Here is a 20,924-nt window from a genome sequence, read left to right on the forward strand (position 1 = left end):
CATAGCGGGAGCCGGAGCCCCCTTTCTCCCGTAGGACGTATGCGGTATTAGCCTGGGTTTCCCCAGGTTATCCCCCACTATCGGGCAGATTCCTATGCATTACTCACCCGTCCGCCGCTCGTCAGCATCCAGCAAGCTGGACCTGTTACCGCTCGACTTGCATGTGTTAGGCCTGCCGCCAGCGTTCAATCTGAGCCATGATCAAACTCTTCAGTTTAAGATCAATGCGATCCTTACTCGCTGCCCGAAGGCAACAAAAGCGGATCAAACTTGGCTCAAGATTCAAACGAATTTGAAAGATGTAAACATCTTTCTTGTGCGCTTGCCTTGATAATTGGTGATTTATCACCCTCATCGGCAAGCGCCCACATGAATTACCTGATCAAATTGTTAAAGAGCAACTTTCTTAAGCTCGCTGCGCTGGCTCGATGACCTGAACCGTGTCGCCTCAGCGAGGAAGGCGTATTCTACGCATTCCGTGGTGTTTGTCAAGGGCTGTTTTCAGCGAGTGAAGCGAGCGATCTAAACAACAACAAGACAACTCTAACTTCCTGACAAACCAGAGATTTTCAACCTCATTCACCGCTGGTAACGCTGGTCGTCCCCGGCAGCGGATGCGTACTTTACGGATTCGCGGCCGGGTTGGCAAGAGCTAATGTGAAAAAGTTTTCAGAAAGTTCACACCAGGGTCACGCGAGCGTAACGCTTCTTGCCCGCTTGAATCACATACACTTTACCAGTGGCGAGCATGGTGTCTTGAGCAACGACCTCACCATCCACTTTGACACTGCCATTTTTCAGCATGTCTTTGGCTTGTGCGCTGTTCTTGGTTAAGCCTGAGCGATTCAGAACAGTCGCAACCGGGGCCTGCTCGCTGCCTTCAAAGTCGACGTCTACTTCTGGCAGGTCTTCCGGCAACTCACCATCGGCCAACTGGTTACCCGCCGACTTGTGCGCATTCGCGGCGGCTTCATCACCGTGGTAGCGGGCGATGAGTTCGCGGGCAAGCTCCATTTTCACATCGCGAGGATTCGCACCCTGCTCGACACTCTGCTTCAACGCCTCAATCTCTTCGTTCGATTTCAGCGAGAGCAGTTCGAAGTAACGCCACATTAAGCTGTCGGGCATGGAGACCAGCTTATTGAACATGGAACCCGGTGCTTCATCCACGCCCACGTAGTTGCCAAGCGACTTGGACATTTTCTGCACGCCGTCCAAACCTTCTAGCAGGGGCATCGTGATGACCACCTGAGGCTCCTGGCCGAAGTGCTTTTGAATCTCGCGCCCCATGAGCAGGTTAAATTTCTGATCGGTGCCGCCCAGTTCGATATCAGCTTCTAGTGCGACGGAGTCATAGCCCTGCACTAGCGGGTAAAGAAACTCGTGAATCGCAATCGGCTGATTCGCTTTGTAGCGCTTCTCGAAGTCATCACGCTCCAGCATGCGAGCCACGGTGCTTTGTGCTGCCAGCTCAATCATTTTGGCAGCCGTTAACTCGCCAAACCATTCCGCGTTGAAGCGCACCTCGGTCTTTTCCGGATCGAGGATTTTGAACACCTGCTCTTTATAAGTTTCCGCATTCGCCTTGACGTCGGCTTCGGTCAGCGGCTTACGGGTGACGTTTTTACCGGTCGGGTCACCAATACGGCCGGTGAAGTCACCAATCAAAAAGATGACGGTATGACCGAGATCTTGGAACTGACGCATTTTGGTCAGCAGTACGCTGTGGCCCAGGTGCAAATCAGGTGCTGTAGGGTCGAACCCTGCTTTAATACGCAGCTTGCGACCAGACGCGAGCTTTTTACGCAGCTCGTCTTCTACCAGGATTTCATGCGTCCCCCGCGACAGCAGCGCTAACGCCTGATCCACCTCACTCATTGCCGATCTCCATGTACTATGTGCCGTTAAAGGCGTTTAAATAATCAATAGTGGGCGATGTTATCACGCTCCACCGCCTTGGTTGAGCCTTCACCCCGTTTTGGATGACCCGCATGATGAAAACCGCTTCCTCCACACCGACGGCCTACTACATCGGGCTCATGTCAGGCACCAGCTTGGACGGTATTGATGCCGCCCTGGTCTCTATCACTCCTGGCGCGCCGCCTAAGCTATTAGCCACGACTGCCGTTACCATGCCCGATACGCTGCATGCGCTGCTACTGCACCTTTGCCACGCGCCAGCAGCGCACTTTGCCGAGCTGGCCGCCGCCGAGGATGCCTTTTGCCGCCTCCAGGCCCAGGCCGTTACAGCACTATTAACGGAGCAAGGGCTCGCCCCGGCTCAGATTACAGCGATTGGCAGCCACGGCCAGACGATTGAGCACGCGCCGCAAGGTCACCAGGGTGGTCCGGCGTATACGCTACAGCTAGACAACCCGAGCCTGCTGGCAGAATTGACGGGGTGCACGGTGGTAGCCGACTTTCGCCGCCGGGACTTGGCCGCTGGCGGCCAAGCAGCGCCTCTAGCGCCCGCGTTCCACCAAGCGCTGTTTGGGCAGCGCCAAGGCGAACAGCTCGTGCTGAATCTGGGCGGCTTTGCCAATCTTACATGGCTTCCTCAAGAACAGGAGCGCGCCGTGGTGGGCTTCGATACCGGCCCGGCGAACGTGCTGCTTGATGCCTGGTTTGCCAAGCATCACACCGGGCGATTTGATGAGAGCGGCACTTGGGCGGCCAGCGGGCAAATCGACCAAGCGCTGCTCGCCCGCCTGCTGCAAGAACCCTTTTTTCATCAGCCGCCGCCGCGCAGCACCGGGCGCGAGCTGTTTCACTTAGCGTGGTTGAGCGACCACCTCACTGGCGACGAAGCCCCCCGGGATGTTCAGGCAACGCTGGCCGAACTGACGGCGGTGAGTGTCGCGCAAGGGGTGACCCAACTGCCACTAAGCCAGCCCAGCGCCACGCTACTGGTAGGCGGTGGCGGTGCTCACAATGCCTATTTGATGGAAAGGTTAGCCGCGCACCTTCCTAAGGTCACGCTACTCTCCCCCGCTACGCTGGGCTGGCCGGAAGATTGGATTGAAGCAGGAGCCTTTGCTTGGCTCGCCCATCAGCGCCTGCACGGGTTACCCGGCAACTTGTCTTCCGTGACCGGCGCCAGCGGCCCGCGGGTACTGGGCGGCATTTACGCCCCCTAGCGGCGACCGTCAATAATCGTCACCGTCGCGCAGAGCAAGATGAGACGGCACCTGCGCATCTAACGGCTTACCGCTGGCGACGGCGTCGCCCTGCTTGATCATCAGCCGCAGGTCGTTGGCGGAATCCGCATGGGCCAGCGCCACTTGCTGGCTGACTTGGCCCGCTTGATAAAGCGCATAAAGCGCCTGATCGAAGGTTTGCATCCCCGCGTCGCGGGAGCCTGCCATGGCCTGCTTTAGTTCATCAATACGCCCTTTTCGGATCAGATCCACCACCCGTGGCGACGAGAGCAAAATCTCGATCGCCGCGCAGCGGCCACCCTGCTGAGTAGGCAGCAATTGCTGCGCCACTACAGCACGCAAATTCAGCGACAGATCCATCAGCACCTGCTCGTGCCGCTCATGGGGAAAGAAGTGAAGGATGCGCTCCAACGCCTGGTTAGCGTTGTTGGCGTGCAGCGTCGCCAAACAGAGATGCCCGGTTTCCGCAAAAGTGAGGGCGTGCTCCATGGTCTCGCGGGTACGCACTTCGCCAATCAAGATCACATCCGGCGCTTGGCGTAGCGTATTTTTCAGCGCCACCTCGAAGGACTCCGTATCCACCCCCACCTCGCGCTGATTAACGATGCCCCGCTGGTGCGGATGCAAGTACTCGATAGGATCTTCAATGGTGATGATGTGCCCACCGACTGAGGCGTTACGCTCCTGAATCATCGCCGCCAGAGTGGTGGATTTCCCCGTTCCCGTGCCGCCCACCACCAGCACCAGCCCGCGTTTGGCATTGGCCAACGCTGCCAACTGGCTAGGCACGCCCAGCGCGCTGAGGGTCGGAATAGTCTGCGCAATGCGGCGCACCACCATGGCGGGCTCGTTACGCTGTTGAAAGGCGCTTACCCGAAACCGCCCCGCGTTCTCCAGGCTTAGGGCAAAATTCGCCTCGTGCTCCTCTTGAAATCGCTCCCGCTGCTTTTCGGGAACCGCATTCAGAACCAGGCTACGCACCTGGCTAGAGGAGAGCGGCTGACGCCCCAGCGGCATTAGCCCCTTGGGCGTTTTCAAACTGGGCGGTGCGCCCACCGAAATCAGCAGGTCTGATGCCTGCTGCTCGACCATAATACCCAGCAGTTGGTGCAGCCACTGGGTCACGGTCATACCGCTGGCTGGCTCACTCATCGCGTCTATTATCCTTGTGCCGCCTTACTCATCTTTTAACGTCAGCGTGCCTTTAGCCCTTGCTTGGGCTTCGTCCATACTCACCACGCCCTCTTTAACCAGCTTAGCGAGCGAGGCATTCAGGGTCTGCATTCCCAGTGCGCCGCCGGTCTGGATAGCGGAGTAGATCTGCGCCACTTTATCTTCGCGAATGAGGTTACGCACCGCAGACGTGGCAATCAGGATCTCGTGGGCCGCCACGCGCCCGCCACCCTGACGCTTCAACAGCGTTTGCGAGATGACCGCCTGGAGCGATTCAGACAGCATCGAGCGCACCATAGATTTCTCTTCGCCGGGGAATACATCAATAATCCGGTCGATGGTTTTCGCCGCCGAAGTCGTGTGCAGCGTACCAAATACTAGGTGCCCCGTTTCAGCAGCGGTGAGCGCTAAACGGATCGTTTCGAGATCCCGCAACTCACCGACCAAAATCACGTCCGGGTCTTCGCGCAGCGCGCTTCGCAGCGCCCCAGAGAAGCTATGGGTGTCGCGGTGAACCTCCCGCTGATTAATCAGGCAGCGCTTGCTGGTGTGCACAAACTCCACCGGATCTTCGATGGTTAGAATATGCTCGAAGCGCTGTTCGTTGATGTAGTCGATCATCGCCGCCAAGGTCGTGCTTTTCCCCGACCCCGTGGGCCCGGTCACCAGCACTAATCCTCTAGGTAGCATCGAGAGGCGCTGGAACACCTCGCCCATGCCCAAGGCGTCCATGGAAAGCACCTTGTTAGGAATGGTACGAAAGACGGCCCCTGCCCCGCGTGCCTGGTTGAAGGCATTAACCCTAAAGCGCGCCACGCCCGGCACTTCGAAGGAAAAGTCCGTTTCTAGGTGCTCTTCATAGTCGCGGCGCTGCCGATCATTCATGATGTCGTAGATCAGCCGCCGAACGTCGCTGTTCTCCATGGCGGGCACATTAAGCCGACGAATATCGCCATCAACACGTATCATGGGAGGCAGACCCGCCGAAAGGTGCAAGTCGGATGCATTCTGCTTTGCCGAGAATGCCAGCAGTTCGGTAATATCCATCTCTCTTTCCCAGCTGCGGTAAGGTGCTTGAGTATGACAGACAACGCGCTCCCCGAGTCACTTGCATCTGCGCGTGAACGCCTGCGCCGGGCGCTTGAGGATGCCGGACGCTCGCCCACCAGCGCCACCCTGCTGGCGGTGAGCAAAACCAAGCCCGCCGAGATGCTGCGCGAAGCGTGGCAGCACGGCCAGCGCGAGTTTGGTGAAAACTACCTGCAAGAGGCGCTGGATAAACAAGCGGCGCTTGAGGATCTTGACGGCATTGTGTGGCACTTCATTGGCCCACTGCAATCGAACAAGACCCGCGCTGTGGCCGAGCAGTTTGCCTGGGTACACAGCGTTGACCGGTTAAAGATCGCCAAACGCCTGAGCGAACAGCGCCCGGTAGCGTTACCGCCGCTAAACGTATGCCTGCAGGTCAATATTAGCCGCGAGGCCACGAAATCCGGCGTGCTGCCCGAGGGTACCTTGGCACTGGCCCAAGAGATTGCCGCCCTGCCAGGCCTCGCCCTGCGCGGGCTGATGGCGATTCCCGCCCCGGCGGAGACGCTAGAAGCACAGCGCCAGCCGCTGGCAGCGCTACGCCAGCTATTAGAAGAGCTCCAAGCGGCACTGCCTGAAGCACCGCTGGATACGCTCTCGATGGGTATGAGCGACGATTTAGAAGCGGCTGTCTTAGAAGGCGCCACGCTGGTACGTTTAGGCACCGCCATTTTTGGCGCTCGGGGCTAACTACGATTCACACAGCACGCGGCTCACACAACTCACGGTTTACTTTACACGCTGCAAGACGCAGCTATTTGCGAAAAAGGATACCCCCATGGCGAGCAAGATCACCTTCATTGGCGCAGGCAATATGGCCGGTGCCATTATCGGCGGCCTGATCGAAAGCGGTGTCTCACCTAGCGACATCACCGCCACGGCCCCCAACGAAAGCGAACTGGCTCCGCTGAAGGCGCGCCTGGGTATTCATACCCACACCGACAACAGTGCAGCGGTTAACGGTGCAGATGTGGTCGTGCTGGCGGTCAAACCACAGATCATGCGCGGCGTTTGTGAAGCCCTGCGTGAAAGCGTTCAGCAGCAGGCGCCGCTGGTAATTTCCATTGCTGCAGGCCTGGATGCCAACACCATCGACCAGTGGCTGGGCGGCGGCAACGCCCTGGTGCGTTGCATGCCCAACACCCCGTCACTGGTCGGCATCGGTGCCAGCGGCCTGTACGCCAACGCGGCGGTCAGCGATGCCCAGCGCACCCTCGCCACGCAGCTAATGGAAGCCGTGGGCATTGTCGAGTGGGTCGAGGAAGAGCGTTTACTAGATGCGGTGACCGCGGTTTCCGGCAGCGCCCCGGCTTACTTCTTCTTAATGTTTGAAGCCATGGAAGAGGCCGCCGTGAAGCTCGGCCTGCCTGCCGAAACCGCCCGCCGCTTGGCCATTCAAACCGCCTTGGGGGCCTCCACTATGGCCCAGCGCAGCGACAAAGACCCGGCCACCCTGAAGCAGAACGTGATGTCACCGGGCGGCACCACCGAGCGCGCTATTGCGCATATGGAAGATGCGCACCTGCGCACGATCATTGCCGACGCCATGCAGGCCTGCGCCGCGCGCGCCGATGCCATGTCCAAAGAGCTAAGCGGTAACGATTGAGTCTTACGTAGGCAACCGACCGTGAATCACGCCATAAGAACGAGATGAACTGCAGGCACGCCGCTCATCTCAAGAACGACATTTTTTAGGAGAAGCCGCAATGGGAAGTCAATTAGGCAGCGCCGGGTTAATGCTGGTGAACTCGCTGATCAATATTTATCTGTTTCTGTTAATGCTGCGCTTTTTGCTGCAGGCATCCCGGGCGGATTACTACAACCCGCTCAGCCAGTCGGTGGTGAAAATCACCCAGCCTGTTGTTGGTCTGTTTCAAGGCTTCCTCGGCCCCGTGGGTGGGCGCTTTGACCTCGCCACGCTGGCGGCCGGTTTCGTGCTGAAAGTCGTCAGTATGATTGCCATTTTCATGGTGATCGGCGTGGGTATGCCGCCCATTGCAGGGCTGCTGATTGCTGGGGTGGCCGCGCTAGCCAACGCCATCTTGAAGATCTACTTCTTTGCCATGATCGTGATGATCATTCTGAGCTGGGTCGCGCCGAATGCCAGCCACCCCGGCGCGCTGCTGGTGATGCAGTTGGTCGAGCCGATCATGGCTCCGGTGAGAAAGGTGATTCCGCCGCTAGGCATGATTGATCTTTCGCCGATCGTGGTCTTTATCGCCATTAACCTAGTAGACGGCTTAGTGGTTGGCTCGCTGATCCGCGCGGCGGGCATCTCGGGCGCACTCGTAGGCCTATAAAGGCCCTATCGACTCGACTATCGCCCCGAGCTTACTTTTCGCAGGACTTATTTTTGCAGGACTAGCGCTTTCGATGCCTGATTCAGACACTCTTGCTTATGACGACCGGCCGGCGGACTCCGTTGGCCTTGTGACCCCTCACGTGGTTAAGTTCGAGACGCCGCTGCCGCTTGCCTGTGGCAAAACGCTGCCGGAGTACGAACTGATCTATGAGACCTACGGCACGCTGAACGCCGAGCGCTCTAACGCGGTGCTGATTTGCCACGCACTGTCGGGGCATCATCACGCTGCGGGCTACCACACGGCCGAGGATCGCAAACCTGGCTGGTGGGATGCCCATATCGGCCCCGGCAAATCCATCGACACCAATCGCTTTTTCGTGGTGTCGCTGAACAACCTAGGCGGCTGCCACGGCAGTACTGGCCCGGCGAGCCATAACCCGGACACCGGCCGCCAGTGGGGTCCTGACTTCCCCGTGGTCACGGTGAGCGATTGGGTCACCAGCCAAGCGCGCCTCGCCGATCATCTGGGCATTGAGCGCTGGGCAGCGGCAGTGGGCGGCAGTTTGGGCGGCATGCAGGTGCTGCAGTGGACGATCACCTACCCCGAACGGGTCGCCAATGCCGTCGTCATTGCGGCCACGCCGCGCCTCTCGGCGCAGAACATCGCCTTCAACGAGGTCGCCCGCCAAGCCATCCGCTCAGACCCGGAGTTCTTCGACGGCTGGTACGCCGAGCACGACACCGCACCCAAACGGGGGCTGAAGCTGGCCCGCATGGTCGGGCATATCACCTACCTCTCCGAAGATGCCATGGGCAGCAAGTTTGGCCGCGACCTGCGCAGCGACGACTTGAGCTTTGGCTTCGACGTCGAGTTTCAGGTGGAGTCGTACCTGCGCTATCAGGGCGATACCTTCTCGACCGCCTTTGATGCCAATACCTACCTGCTAATGACCAAAGCGCTGGACTACTTCGACCCGGCGGCCAGCTGCGACGGCGATCTTGCCTGCGCCTTGGCACCAGCGCAGTGCCCCTTTTTGATCGTCAGCTTTACCACAGACTGGCGCTTCCCGCCGTCGCGCTCCCGGGAGTTGGTGGATGCACTAACGCGCGCGGGCAAATCGGTGAGCTATGCCAACATTGAATCGCCCCACGGGCACGATGCCTTCTTATTGCCAGAACCGCGTTACCAAGCGCTGTTCAGCGCCTTTATGGGCCGCGTCGCACGAGAGCAGCACATCGACGCCGCAGGCGCGGAGGAGACACGCTAATGCGCACGGATCTTGAACTGATTTACGACTGGGTTCCCCAAGGTGCACATATCCTTGACCTCGCCTGCGGCGACGGCGTTTTGCTGGAGCGGCTGGCCCAAGAGAAAGGCGTGACCGGCTACGGGTTGGAGATCGATCCAGACGGTATCACCCAGTGTGTGGCGCGCGGCGTCAACGTCATCGAGCACAACCTGGACGATGGCCTGAGTAGCTTCTGCGACAATAGCTATGACCAAGTCATCATGACCCAGGCACTGCAGGCGCTGCGCCGCCCGGATAAGATGCTTGATGAAATGCTTCGAGTAGCCGAGGAGGGCATCATCACCTTCCCTAACTTCGCCTACTGGCGTCACCGCATTCACCTGGGGCTGCGCGGCTACATGCCGGTATCGAAATCGCTGCCCCACGCGTGGTACGACACCCCCAATATCCACCTCTCGACGTTTAACGACTTCGAGCATCTATGCAAAGAGAAAGGCTTGGTGATTGTTGACCGTGCCGTAGGAGTGGGCGACCACAAGGGGCACTGGACCTCGAAGTGGTGGCCGAACCTGTTTGGTGAAATCGCCATTTTCCGAGTGCGCCGACGCGCCTAATACCGCACTTACCTCACCCATGAGAGGAGACACGCTATGGCTATCGCGACACTGCGACGCTTTTCACTGCTAACGCTGCTAATGGGGACGCTGCTCAGCGCCACCCAGGCAGCGGCCGAGCAGATGGTGCGAGTGGGCGAGTACGAAATCCACTACAACGCCATTGAAACGCGCTTTCTAACGTCAGAAGTGGCGCAGGCGAACAGTATCCAGCGCAGCATCGGGCACGGCTTAGTGAATGTCAGCGTGCGCGAGCGTCAGCCAGATGGCACCACGCGACCGGTCAACGCTAGCGTTGAAGGCTACGTTAGCGACCTCACCGACACCCGCGAACCGCTCAGCTTTCGCACCGTGCACGATGGCGATGCCACCTACCATCTGGCCACGTTCACGCTGCGCCAAGACGAGCCGATGCGCTTCAATCTCGACGTGCGCTACGACCGCAATGAAAACCCCGAGCCGGTGAGCTTTATTCAGCGTTTCTATATCGAACGCTAAATCGAGCGCTAAGCCCGTACCGGTAGCGCCCGCGCCAGGCGGGCCGCTACCGGTACACTCTGCTGCCACTCCACCATCACGCCATACGCCACTACTTCCACACCCGCGTTCACCGCATCACTCAGCGCCGCCGCATAGGTGGGGTCGATATGCGTCGCCGGTGCCACATCCGCAATCCCCTCATGGGCCACGCAAAACAGCAGCACCGCCCGCTTACCCTGCTCAGCCAGCGCAGCCAACGCGTGCAAATGCTTGGTGCCGCGCACGCTCACGGAGTCGGGAAAGTAGCCATGCCCGTCCGCCTCTTTCAAAGTGACCTGTTTGACCTCCACATAGGCAACCCCCTTCTCAGGGTCATCCAAGCGAAAATCGAGCCGCGCTTCGCCGACCTTTACCTCGCGCTTTAACGTTCGATAGCCCGACAGCGGCGGTATATCTCCGGCCTCAATGGCACTTTCGACCCATCGATTAGCACGGCCTGTGTGCACCGATGCCAGCGCCGTTCCACCATCTGGCTCGGGCAGCTCTATCCACTCCCAGGTCCATCCAAGCTTGCGTTTAGGGTTATTACTGGGCGAGAGCCATACACGGCAGCCGGGTACGTTCACCGCCTTCATCGAGCCAGTATTCGGACAGTGGGCCACCACTTCCTCACCGCTGTCCAGGCGGACATCGGCCAGAAAGCGCTTATAGCGGCGCAGCAGCATGCCGGGCACCAGCCCTGGATAGGTCATCATAAGCGGCTCACAAAACGCGCGATGCGCACCACCGCCTCCTGCAGCCGAGCCACGTCGTTGGTGAACGCGATGCGCACATGATGCTCGCCGCCCTGAACCGCAAAGTCGATGCCGGGGGTGATGGCGACGTTCTCCTCCACCAACAGGCGCTCGCAGAACGCTTGACTGTCGCGGCTGTAGCGGGAGATATCCAGCCAGAGATAGAACGCCCCCTGGGGGGGTAGATCAGGCGCAAGCCCTAGCTCGGCCAGGCCATCCAGCAGCACTTGGCGACGCTGTTTGAGGGTGGCGCGACGGGTTTCCAGAATATCCCGGCACTCCGGGGTAAACGCTGCCAGCGCCGCATGCTGGGAAGGCGTCGGAGCAGCCAGAAACACGTTTTGCGCCAGCCGGGTGAGCGGCTCGACAGCCTGTTCTGGCGCCACCAGCCAGCCCAAGCGCCAGCCGGTCATGCCGAAGTACTTGGAGAAGCTGTTCACCACAAAGGCATCCTCCGACAGCGAGGTGGCTGAGAGTGGTGCGTCGTCGTAATTCAGCCCCTGGTAAATCTCATCGACGATGACATCGCCGCCCTTGGCCGCCACCGTGTCGATCACCTTCGTGAGCGCCTCGGCATCCAGCGTATGCCCGGTGGGGTTGGAGGGGCTGGCCAACATCGCTAACCGCGTCTTGGCCTGCCAGTGCCGCTCAATCAGCGGCGCGGTAAGCTGCCAACCGCTGTCACGCCCAACGGGCACGGTATCAATTTCCGCGCCCGCCAGGGCCATAAAGTGGCGGTTACAGGGGTAATTAGGGTCGGCCATTAATACCCGGTCGCCGCATTCGACCAACAGTTGGCTAGCCAGCAACAGCGCGCCAGAAGCGCCGGGCGTGACCAGAATACGCGCAGGGTCCACCTTGGCATTAAAGTGTTCGGCATAGTGCCCAGCGATGGCTTCACGTAACGACGCCAAACCGGCAGCGGGGGTGTAGCGCGTTTTTCCCTCGGCAAGCGCCTGCTGACCCGCCGCCACAATGGGTGCGGGAGTGGCAAAATCGGGCTCTCCCACTTCCAGATGAATCACGTCATGCCCAGCCGCCTCACGTGCCTGAGCCATTTCTAGTAAGTGCATCACGCGAAAAGGCGCAACGTGATCAACACGCGAATTCCAGGCCATCATGGCTCCTTCAACTAATAAATAGTAGATTAATCATGACCCTGGCCGCACACGATGTGGGACCATGGTCCAAAATGCACTATTATGCTTGCATCACGTGCAATTTTCAGCTAAACAAGCATCCCTTTGGCGTGAGATCGTGACACACGCTCATGGTCGATCAGCAGTCACATACGTAAGGGGCACTCCCATGCCAGTAGCGGAAAAGAAACCGGAAGCGTCCAAGTCCTTCATCCCGTATGAGCCGGCACCGGGTGAAGAGTATATGAACGAGAAGCAGCTCGCGCACTTCCGCCAGCTGCTTCTGGACTGGAAACAGGATCTCATGGAAGAGGTGGATCGTACCGTACGCCACCTGCAGGAAGATGCTAACAACTACGCCGACCCCGCTGACCGCGCGACGCAAGAAGAGGGCTTTAGCCTTGAACTGCGCACCCGGGATCGCGAGCGTAAGTTGCTGAAGAAGATCAACGAAACCATCGAGAAGATCGACGAAGACGATTACGGCTTCTGCGAAGCCTGCGGCGTGGAAATTGGCATCCGCCGTTTGGAAGCACGCCCCACCGCCACGCTTTGCGTTGACTGCAAAACCCTGGCCGAGCTGAAAGAGAAGCAACTGGGCGGTTAAGTACCAAACGCCTCGTCATCCTAAGATGACAGCCAACGGGCACCCTTGAGGTGCCCGTTTTTGTTTGTCATCTTGTGCTCTTCTCATCGCTACGCAGTTTTCCAAACGACGGGTTGCCATGACCGCCACCGCTCACTATCGAGGGCGCTTTGCCCCCACCCCTTCCGGGCCGCTGCACCTTGGCTCGCTGGTTGCCGCTTTAGGCAGCTATTTGGATGCCCGCGCCGCTAGCGGCCAGTGGCTGGTACGCATCGAAGATATCGACCCGCCACGCTGCCCAGAAGGCGCGGACAGCACTATTTTGCGCCAGCTAGAGGCCTTTGGACTAACGTGGGATGGGGAAGTGATATGGCAAAGCCATCGTCATGATGCCTACCAGCACGCGCTGGATCAGCTCGTTGATCAAGGGCTGGCGTATCCATGCAGTTGCTCGCGTAAGCAGTGGCAGGCCTTTGACATCTACCCCGGCTGGTGCCGAAACGGCGTGTGCGATGCCACCAAGCCGGTCGCATGGCGGTTGCGCAGTGACCTCGCCAAACGCCCCGTAGGTTGGAATGATCGGCTGTTCGGCGAGCAGCACTTCGACCCCGCCGAACTGGGCGACGTCGTGTTAAAGCGCAAAGATCAATTATGGGCCTACCAGCTCGCGGTGGTGGTGGATGACGCCCACCAGGGCATTACCAATATCGTGCGCGGGTACGACCTGCTGGATAACACGCCTTGGCAGCAGCAGTTACAGGCAGCGCTAAGCCTACCAACACCTCGTTACCTGCACCTACCATTAGTGGTAACTACGGATGGCCAAAAGCTCTCCAAGCAGAACCTAGCACCCGCCCTAGCCGAAGAGAGCACCGGGATACGCCGCCAGCTCTTTCAGGCGCTGCAGCTACTCGACCAAGCGCCACCGCCAGCGCTTGTCGATGAATCGCCGGAAGCGCAGCTACGCTGGGCAATAGAGAACTGGTCGGTGTCACGCCTGGCACCGCTTGCCCATCGCCCCACTCCACCGGAGCAGTAAGATGTACATCTACCGCATCATGCTATTTCTTGTGTTTGGCGGCTACCTGCTATCACCGCTGTTTATGGATGGCTGGGGCGACCCGAGCGTGGCCTGGTACCGCCCTTTTGCGATTTGGGGCGTCCTGATTGCCCTGACGCTATGGCTTGAGCAGAAGAGGAAGTTAGATGAACGCTGAGCTGATAGGCGTTGTATTACTGGGGCTTAGCTACCTGGGGCTGCTGTTTGGCTGCGGCATGGCCGTCGAGCGGGGCTGGGTGCCAGTACGCATTACTCGCCACCCGATGGTGTATACCCTAGCGCTCGGCGTATACGCCAGCGCCTGGGCAATTTATGGCAGCATCGAATTAGCCGCGAATGCCGGGTTTGGCTACCTCGCTTACTACCTAGGGCCAGCGGGAGCTTTTTTACTCGCCCCTGTGCTGCTGGTACCGATTCAGCGCATTACCCGCACTTACCAGCTCTCTTCGTTGGCGGATCTGTTCGCCTTTCGCTACCGCTCCCGCTGGGCGGGAACGCTTGTCACGCTGCTTAGTCTGATTGCCGTACTACCGCTGCTGGGCATTCAAGTACACACCTTGAGCGACGCCGTGCAACTGCTAACCGGCAGCCGCTACAGCTCAGCGGTAGCGCTGCTGTTTTGCGCGGTCATTGCAGGCTGCGCCGTGCTGTTTGGCGCCCGCCACAGCCATCGGCACCGCCACGATACACTGCTGAGCGTCATCGCCTTCGAATCGGTGATCAAACTACTGGCCATGCTCGGGCTCGGTGCCATTGCCTTATGGTGGGTGTTTAACGGCCCTCAAGATTTACAGCGCTGGCTGGAAGGCCCGGGCGCGGCACTCCAGAGCGCCACCCCACAGCTAGAAGCCCCCCAGTGGCGCACGCTTCTGCTACTGTTTTTCGCGGCGGCCTTTATGATGCCGCACCTATTTCAGATCACCTTTGCCGAAAGCCTCTCTCGCCATACCTTGCTGCAGGCGAGCTGGACCTTGCCACTCTTTTTGCTACTGATGGCGCTACCGGTGCCGCTGATCTTATGGGCGGCGCAGTCGGCCAACGAGAGCGTGCCGCTCGCCGCTTACGCGGCGTATCTGATGACCGAGCACTGGTGGGTCGGCACGCTGGCGTTCATTGGCGGTTTGGCGGCCGCCAGCGGCACCATGATGATGATCGCGCTCGCACTCTCCGGCATGGTGTTGAACCACATCGTGCTGGTCGCCCGCCCGCCGGAGGCGCGTAGCGACCTCTACGGTTGGCTGCTGTGGCTGCGCCGTGCGCTGGTAGGGGCCGTAATCTTCGGCGGTTGGCTATTTGCTGAAAGCGTCGGGCGTTACCACTCTCTCACTAGCCTAGGGCTGGCTGCCTTTGTGGGCATGGCCCAGTGCCTGCCGGGGCTGCTGGCGCTACTTTACTGGCCCGGCGCGAACCGCAAAGGCATGATTGCCGGCCTTATCGGCGGCATTGGCGTCTGGCTATGGGGGCTGTGGCTACCGCTGCTGTTCGATATCACCATGCCCGCGCTCCCGTTCACTCTGCTGATGCCCACGGATGCGCCCGCGTGGTACAACGCCACGCTGATTTCGCTAGCGGTGAATATCGTCCTGCTGATTGTGGTGTCGCTGTTTACGCGCATCTCAGAGGGCGAACGTTCGGCGGCGGAAGCCTGCTCGGTGGATGCGGTCATCCGCTCGAAACGCCTACCGCTGGAAGCCGCCACAGCGGGGGATTTCCCCTCCCACTTGGCCCAGGCGCTGGGCGATGAAGCCGCCAGTCGCGAAGTGGACCGCGCCTTAAAAGCGCTCAACCTGACCCCGCAAGAGCGCCGTCCCTATGCGCTGCGCCGTTTACGCGACCGCATTCAAGCCAACTTATCAGGACTCATGGGGCCGTCGGTGGCGCGGGATATTGTGGATCGATACCTGCCCTATCGCCACGACGATACCCCCGCCACCGATGATATTCACTTTGTAGAGAGCCGCTTAGAAGCCTACCGCTCGCGCCTCACCGGGCTTGCCCGAGAACTCGACGGGCTGCGCCGCCACCACCGTCAAACCCTGGCCTATCTGCCGGTGGGGCTGTGCGTTTTGGGCGACGACGATGAGCTTCTGATGTGGAACCAAGCGCTCTCCCAGCTCTCCGGCATCAGCGGCGAAAGCGTGATCGGCTCCCGACGCGACAGCCTGCCGCCGCCCTGGCCCACGCTGCTGGGCAGCGTGCTGAATGCCAGCCAAACGCCGCTGTACAAACAAGCGGTCACACTGCACGGCAAAGACTACTTTTTGACGCTGCACAAAGCGGTGCTCAGCGGCCACGATAGTCGTGGCGGCAGCGTCATTCTGGTAGAGGATCACACCGAGATGAAATGGCTGGAAGAGGAGCTAGTGCACGCCGCGCGGCTCGCCTCCATTGGCCAGCTCGCCGCTGGTGTAGCCCACGAGATTGGCAACCCGATTACCGGTATCTCATCGCTGGCGCAAAACCTGCGCTACGACACCGAAAACCCGGCGTTGCTGGAAACCGCCGACCAAATTCAGCAGCTCACTCAGCGGGTGACTAAAATCGTCAACTCCCTGGTGGGGTTTGCCCATGGCGGACGGCCCGCACTACCGCTTCCCGCCGCGCCAGCATCGCTGAAAACGGTCAGCGAAGATGCGCTTCACTTGATCCATTTAGCCCGCTCAGGCGAGGATGTCACCTTTACCAACGCCTGCCCAAGTGACATTGTGGTGCGCGGTGATGCACAGCGCCTGACCCAAGTCATGGTAAATTTACTGAGCAACGCCAAGGACGCCTGCCAGCCACAGGGTACGGTACGTATTGAGGCAGGCACCCAGGCCAGCCACGCTTGGTGGCGCGTCGTCGATGACGGCCATGGGATTGATCCCAGCGTTAAACACCGGCTGTTCGAACCGTTCACCACCACCAAACCGGCGGGTGAAGGCACCGGACTTGGGTTATCGTTGGCGTATCAAATTATCAATGAGCACCAAGGCAAAATAGAGGTCGCTTCACCACCTCCCGGAAAGCCTCGCGGCACGGCCATTACGCTATGGCTACCGCTTTACCAACAGGATGATCACTTGCCCCATGCCCAGGATACTGATTGTTGAAGATGAAGCGATTATTCGCAGCGCGCTAAAGCGCTTACTGGAACGTCATCACTACAGCGTCAGCGAAGCGGCCAGCGCCGAAGAGGCCCGTACGCAGCCGCTCAGCGACTTTGACCTCATCATCAGCGACCTGCGCCTGCCGGGGGAGCCGGGCACGACGCTCATTGAGCTAGCGGCCCCCGCCCCGGTATTGATCATGACCAGCTACGCCAGCATGCGTTCGGCGGTGGATGCGCTCAAGCAGGGCGCCGTTGATTATGTTGCCAAGCCCTTCGACCACACCGAGCTATTGGAAACGGTTGAACGCATTCTGCATAAGCAGTCGATGCAGCAGGGCACGCCGCCTGATATCACCGACGGAGGCGGCGGCCGTCAAACCATGATTGGCGACTGCACCGCCATGCAGGAGGTTTACACGCGCATTCGCAAAACCGCGCCTGCCGATGTCACCGTGCTGATCCAGGGCGAGTCCGGCACCGGTAAGGAGCTGGTCGCCCGCGCCATTCATCAACAAAGCAAGCGCGCCAAAGCGCCGCTGATTTGCGTGAACTGCGCGGCGATCCCCGAAACGCTGATTGAATCCGAGCTGTTTGGTCACGAGAAAGGAGCGTTTACCGGTGCCAGCGCGGCGCGCACCGGCTTGGTCGAAGCCGCCGACGGCGGCACGCTTTTTCTCGATGAAATTGGCGAGCTGCCCCTGGACGCCCAGGCGCGATTGCTGCGGGTACTGCAAGAGGGCGAAATCCGCAAAATTGGCTCCGTGGAAACCCGCCATGTGGACGTTCGCTTGATTGCCGCCACTCACCGTGACCTGCGCGCGCTTTCCAAAAGCGGCGAGTTCCGGCTTGATTTGTACTACCGGCTGAACGTGATGCAGATTGCCCTGCCACCGCTACGCGAGCGCGAAGATGACGTACTTAAAATCGCCGACATCCTGCTGGAAAAGGCCTGCAAGCGCCACGAGCGCCCCGGGCTGCGGCTCTCTAGAGCGGCTCGTCAGGATCTACGCGACTACCCCTGGCCCGGTAACGTGCGCGAGCTTGAAAATGCTCTGGAGCGCGGAGTTATTCTCGCCGAAGGGCATTTGATTCACCCCGATGATTTGGGACTTGGCCCGGCGACTAACCGACCTCACCCACCTGCCGTTAGCCCTGGGGCTTCCACAAATGACGACGCCACGACGGCTGACGAAGACGACCTTTCCCTCGAAGATTACTTCCAGCATTTTGTGCTGGAACACCAGGACCAAATGAGCGAAACCGAGCTGGCCCAGAAACTAGGTATTAGCCGTAAAAACTTATGGGAACGTCGCCAGCGACTGGGCATTCCGCGGAAAAAAACTGCCCGCCGCCAGAATTAGCGTACCGATTGGCTGTTTTTGCAGGGGCTACCCCCTGATCATAAGACTAACGTCCAATAGATTGATTTTCATAAGAAATACTCAAAATATCGTTACCCAGACACTGTTACCTTCCCACACAACGAAGCGAAAAATAGGGTCAAAAACGGGTAACACTTTCCCTTCCAATTAGTTCCCCGGCCTACCAAAAAATCGCCAAACCATTGAAATACATAACGTATCAAATGAGTGGCACGGCGAGTGCAATATTACTGGGTAAGAAGAACAAACTGGGCAGCGCGGTTAGTCGCTAACAAAAACAACATGACACCGCCCCGACCTGAGCCAAAACAAAAACAACAAGGCCAGGTAGAGATAACGGCACGAACAAGAACAACAGGCTTGAGTCTCATGACTTGCACGCGCAGCACAGGGTTACCTAGCGGAGCCAAGCAAACGCGCAGCAAACAATAACAATACACAGCAAGTGCCCAAATAAGGACGCGACGTACACAAGGTCTGCACCCAAACAACAACAATAGCAGCATAGGTGTACACCCCCGGAGCCAATAACAACTCGCCGGGAGAGAAAAGTTCGCGGTTGGATTATTGTTTTGAATACGAGGCGGTCGGAATCAGAGTGATTCTTTACGCCTGCCGACTGCGGTGCGTATTCAGGGCGATGTGCCATCATGAATAAAAACAGCAGCATGGACGCTGATTGTCTGCTTTATAGGGGAGGCTCACGTAGCCTCCCCTTTCCGCGTTTACGGGTGGCATTGACGTCAGGTCCGACGGCTCATTGCAAACCGCTCTTTGCAAGCCCCAGGGGGTCGGATACACTCAACCCTTTACCGTCCTCCATACGGTCACGTTTTTCGAAACTGTTTTCGATACACTGCGAGTCGATATCGCCGCATGTTTAAAGGATTTACCCGTTTATTACATAGCCCGGGAGAGCACTTGAAATCCCTGCTCGATTCCCCTGAGAGCGCCTCTGATGCGCTCAGTCCTCGTATTATTCCGCGCTCCGAGCATCCCGTCTCTCGTCAGCAAATCAGTGAAGCCGCGCTCAAGGTGCTATACCGCCTCAATGGGGCTGGTTTCGATGCCTATCTTGTCGGTGGCTGCATTCGCGACGCGCTGCTGGGCAAAATGCCGAAAGATTTCGATGTTGCCACCAACGCAACGCCTGAGCAGGTGCGCGACCTGTTTCGCAACTCACGCCTGATTGGCCGCCGCTTTCGAATCGTGCATGTACGCTTTGGCCGCGAAGTCATCGAGGTAACGACGTTCCGCGGCAAACCCCAGGACGAGCACGGCGACCATATCGCTCACCAATCGGACGATGGCTTGCTGCTGCGGGACAACGTATGGGGCAATATCGAAGAGGACGCACTGCGCCGTGACTTTACCGTCAATGCGCTCTACTACAATATTGCTGACTTCACGATCCACGACTTTGCCAACGGCGTGCGGGATATTGAGTCGCGCACGCTGCGGCTGATCGGCGACCCCGCCACCCGCTACCGTGAAGACCCGGTACGGATGCTGCGCGCGGTTCGCTTTGCAGCCAAGCTCGACTTCACCATCGAGCCCGCCACCGAAGCGCCGATGTACGACTTGGCGCCGCTGCTGCTGCAAATTCCACCTGCGCGCCTGTTTGATGAAGTGCTCAAGCTGTTTATGGCGGGCCACGGATTAATCACTTTCCGCCTGCTCAGCCATTACAATCTGTTTGGCATGCTCTTCCCGGAATCAGAAGAAGCCATGGCCGATGCCGCTTGGGCAGAAGAGCTCATTGAGCAGGCACTCGCCAATACCGATAAGCGTATCGCCGAAGACCGGCCCGTCACGCCCGCGTTTTTGCTGGCAGCATTTCTGTGGGCGCCGGTCGTTCACCGCCAGGCCGAGCTCGAGCGCGAGGGCATGCCTGCCGTGCCCGCCCTGCAAACCGCAGCTCAGCAGGTCGTATCGCGCCAGCTTCAGCACACCTCCATTCCCAAGCGCTTTGGTATCCCCATGCGCGAAATCTGGGAGCTGCAAGCACGCTTGCCGATGCGCCGGGGCAAACGGGCTTTCCAAACCCGCGAGCATCCGCGCTTCCGTGCTGCTTATGACCTCCTGTTGCTACGTGAGCAGGCGGGTGAAATTCCCCGTGGGCTGGGCGACTGGTGGACGGCATTTCAGAAAGGCGATGAGCACGAACAGCTCCGCCTACTGCAAAAAGTCGGCAGCGATCCTGCCAGCCAAGGTGACCGCCGGCGCAAAAAACGCCGCAAGCCGCGGAAGGCGAACAGTGAATAACGCCATTCGCAGTTACATCGGCCTTGGTAGCAATTTGGAGAACCCCAAAGGTCAGGTGCAGCAGGCGCTTCAAGAGCTAGCTGCCCTGCCCTTGTCTCGGCTGGTGGCTAGCTCGTCACTCTACGCCACCCCCCCTGTAGGCCCTCAAGACCAGCCTGACTTTATCAACGCGGTCGCCTGCCTCGAGACGCATCTTTCGCCTTTGGCACTGTTGGATCAACTGCAGGCGCTGGAGCAGCGCCATCGCCGGCGGCGGCTGCGCCACTGGGGGCCGCGCACGCTGGATTTAGACCTGCTGCTCTACGGCGAACTCACGCTTCATCAGCCACGCTTGACCGTTCCCCATGGGCAGATGCACGCCCGCGCTTTCGTGTTAGTCCCACTGGTGGAAGTGGCCACAGCGCTTCAGCACCCCATCACCCTACATCAGCAGCCGCTTAATCACTGGCTAACAGCTGTAAATATGAGCGATATTCGGCACTTAAATGATACCGGCGTCACCGCGACTGCTACCATCTGACACAAATCTCGACACCACGCC

At 59.2% G+C, this 20,924-nt stretch carries 19 protein-coding genes and 1 rRNA gene; 14 read left to right on the forward strand and 6 right to left on the reverse strand.

Annotated elements, in window-relative coordinates; genetic code table 11:
• Together AC13CN_RS04885 and tyrS are read right to left on the reverse strand one after the other, a co-directional pair.
• Positions 1 to 217: ribosomal RNA gene (locus tag AC13CN_RS04885) — 16S ribosomal RNA — on the reverse strand; the annotation flags it as partial.
• A gap of 461 nt (positions 218 to 678) precedes the next feature.
• Positions 679 to 1,878, reverse strand: a complete 1,200-nt coding sequence (gene tyrS / locus AC13CN_RS04890; protein WP_044629499.1) for a tyrosine--tRNA ligase — start codon at positions 1,876 to 1,878, stop codon at positions 679 to 681.
• Between the two features lie 116 nt (positions 1,879 to 1,994).
• Between tyrS and AC13CN_RS04895 the strand changes: the two genes are divergently transcribed.
• Positions 1,995 to 3,137, forward strand: a complete 1,143-nt coding sequence (locus AC13CN_RS04895) for an anhydro-N-acetylmuramic acid kinase (protein ID WP_058578307.1) — start codon at positions 1,995 to 1,997, stop codon at positions 3,135 to 3,137.
• A 9-nt stretch (positions 3,138 to 3,146) separates the two neighbouring features.
• Here AC13CN_RS04895 and AC13CN_RS04900 read toward each other — a convergent pair whose 3' ends face one another.
• Both AC13CN_RS04900 and AC13CN_RS04905 read right to left on the reverse strand, forming a co-directional pair.
• A complete protein-coding gene (locus tag AC13CN_RS04900; protein WP_084812735.1) occupies positions 3,147 to 4,310 on the reverse strand; it encodes a PilT/PilU family type 4a pilus ATPase in 1,164 nt (387 codons plus the stop codon).
• A gap of 24 nt (positions 4,311 to 4,334) precedes the next feature.
• Complete coding sequence (locus AC13CN_RS04905; protein ID WP_058578305.1) at positions 4,335 to 5,378, reverse strand: type IV pilus twitching motility protein PilT; 1,044 nt, start codon at positions 5,376 to 5,378, stop codon at positions 4,335 to 4,337.
• Between the two features lie 33 nt (positions 5,379 to 5,411).
• Between AC13CN_RS04905 and AC13CN_RS04910 the strand changes: the two genes are divergently transcribed.
• The 6 genes from AC13CN_RS04910 (at position 5,412) to AC13CN_RS04935 (ending at position 10,084) form a co-directional block, all read left to right on the forward strand.
• Positions 5,412 to 6,110, forward strand: a complete 699-nt coding sequence (locus AC13CN_RS04910) for a YggS family pyridoxal phosphate-dependent enzyme (protein ID WP_062372865.1) — start codon at positions 5,412 to 5,414, stop codon at positions 6,108 to 6,110.
• 88 nt (positions 6,111 to 6,198) lie between these two features.
• Positions 6,199 to 7,026: a pyrroline-5-carboxylate reductase gene (gene proC / locus AC13CN_RS04915; protein ID WP_044629496.1), complete on the forward strand. Its 828-nt coding sequence runs from the start codon at positions 6,199 to 6,201 to the stop codon at positions 7,024 to 7,026.
• 100 nt (positions 7,027 to 7,126) lie between these two features.
• Positions 7,127 to 7,720, forward strand: coding sequence for a YggT family protein (locus tag AC13CN_RS04920; RefSeq protein WP_058578303.1), 594 nt, complete (start codon positions 7,127 to 7,129; stop codon positions 7,718 to 7,720).
• Positions 7,721 to 7,793: 73 nt separating this feature from the next.
• Positions 7,794 to 8,990 carry a homoserine O-succinyltransferase MetX gene (gene metX / locus AC13CN_RS04925; protein WP_074211082.1) on the forward strand — a complete coding sequence of 399 codons (1,197 nt, stop codon included), beginning with the start codon at positions 7,794 to 7,796 and terminating at the stop codon, positions 8,988 to 8,990.
• A complete protein-coding gene (gene metW, locus AC13CN_RS04930) occupies positions 8,990 to 9,586 on the forward strand; it encodes a methionine biosynthesis protein MetW (RefSeq protein WP_044629493.1) in 597 nt (198 codons plus the stop codon). Before metX ends, metW begins: the two co-directional genes overlap by 1 nt.
• Positions 9,587 to 9,622: 36 nt before the next feature.
• Positions 9,623 to 10,084, forward strand: a complete 462-nt coding sequence (locus AC13CN_RS04935) for a DUF4426 domain-containing protein (protein WP_074211083.1) — start codon at positions 9,623 to 9,625, stop codon at positions 10,082 to 10,084.
• An 8-nt stretch (positions 10,085 to 10,092) separates the two neighbouring features.
• Here AC13CN_RS04935 and sfsA read toward each other — a convergent pair whose 3' ends face one another.
• Positions 10,093 to 10,821: a DNA/RNA nuclease SfsA gene (sfsA, locus tag AC13CN_RS04940; protein WP_074211084.1), complete on the reverse strand. Its 729-nt coding sequence runs from the start codon at positions 10,819 to 10,821 to the stop codon at positions 10,093 to 10,095.
• Entirely contained in the window at positions 10,818 to 11,978 is a 1,161-nt protein-coding gene (locus AC13CN_RS04945) for an aminotransferase class I/II-fold pyridoxal phosphate-dependent enzyme (RefSeq protein ID WP_074211085.1), read from the reverse strand. Before AC13CN_RS04945 ends, sfsA begins: the two co-directional genes overlap by 4 nt.
• Before the next feature lie 190 nt (positions 11,979 to 12,168).
• Here AC13CN_RS04945 and dksA point away from each other — a divergent pair, with 190 nt between their 5' ends.
• The 7 genes from dksA to folK all read left to right on the forward strand — a co-directional run bounded on the left by dksA (position 12,169) and on the right by folK (position 20,903).
• On the forward strand, positions 12,169 to 12,606 hold the full coding sequence (gene dksA, locus AC13CN_RS04950; protein ID WP_044629489.1) for an RNA polymerase-binding protein DksA: 438 nt from the start codon (positions 12,169 to 12,171) through the stop codon (positions 12,604 to 12,606).
• A 118-nt stretch (positions 12,607 to 12,724) separates the two neighbouring features.
• The gene (gluQRS, locus tag AC13CN_RS04955) at positions 12,725 to 13,624 is read left to right on the forward strand and encodes a tRNA glutamyl-Q(34) synthetase GluQRS (RefSeq protein ID WP_074211086.1); all 900 of its coding nucleotides are present in this window, start codon (positions 12,725 to 12,727) and stop codon (positions 13,622 to 13,624) included.
• A 1-nt stretch (position 13,625) separates the two neighbouring features.
• A complete protein-coding gene (locus AC13CN_RS04960; protein ID WP_044629487.1) occupies positions 13,626 to 13,802 on the forward strand; it encodes a hypothetical protein in 177 nt (58 codons plus the stop codon).
• The gene (locus tag AC13CN_RS04965; RefSeq protein ID WP_074211087.1) at positions 13,792 to 16,737 is read left to right on the forward strand and encodes an ATP-binding protein; all 2,946 of its coding nucleotides are present in this window, start codon (positions 13,792 to 13,794) and stop codon (positions 16,735 to 16,737) included. The genes AC13CN_RS04960 and AC13CN_RS04965 overlap by 11 nt, the downstream gene beginning before the upstream one ends.
• The gene (locus AC13CN_RS04970) at positions 16,715 to 18,097 is read left to right on the forward strand and encodes a sigma-54-dependent transcriptional regulator (RefSeq protein ID WP_058578297.1); all 1,383 of its coding nucleotides are present in this window, start codon (positions 16,715 to 16,717) and stop codon (positions 18,095 to 18,097) included. Before AC13CN_RS04965 ends, AC13CN_RS04970 begins: the two co-directional genes overlap by 23 nt.
• 897 nt (positions 18,098 to 18,994) lie before the next feature.
• A complete protein-coding gene (gene pcnB, locus AC13CN_RS04975; RefSeq protein WP_058578296.1) occupies positions 18,995 to 20,383 on the forward strand; it encodes a polynucleotide adenylyltransferase PcnB in 1,389 nt (462 codons plus the stop codon).
• Complete coding sequence (gene folK / locus AC13CN_RS04980; RefSeq protein WP_062360566.1) at positions 20,376 to 20,903, forward strand: 2-amino-4-hydroxy-6-hydroxymethyldihydropteridine diphosphokinase; 528 nt, start codon at positions 20,376 to 20,378, stop codon at positions 20,901 to 20,903. Before pcnB ends, folK begins: the two co-directional genes overlap by 8 nt.
• Positions 20,904 to 20,924: the final 21 nt, after the last annotated feature.

This window comes from Vreelandella sp. L-25 (assembly GCF_056857535.1).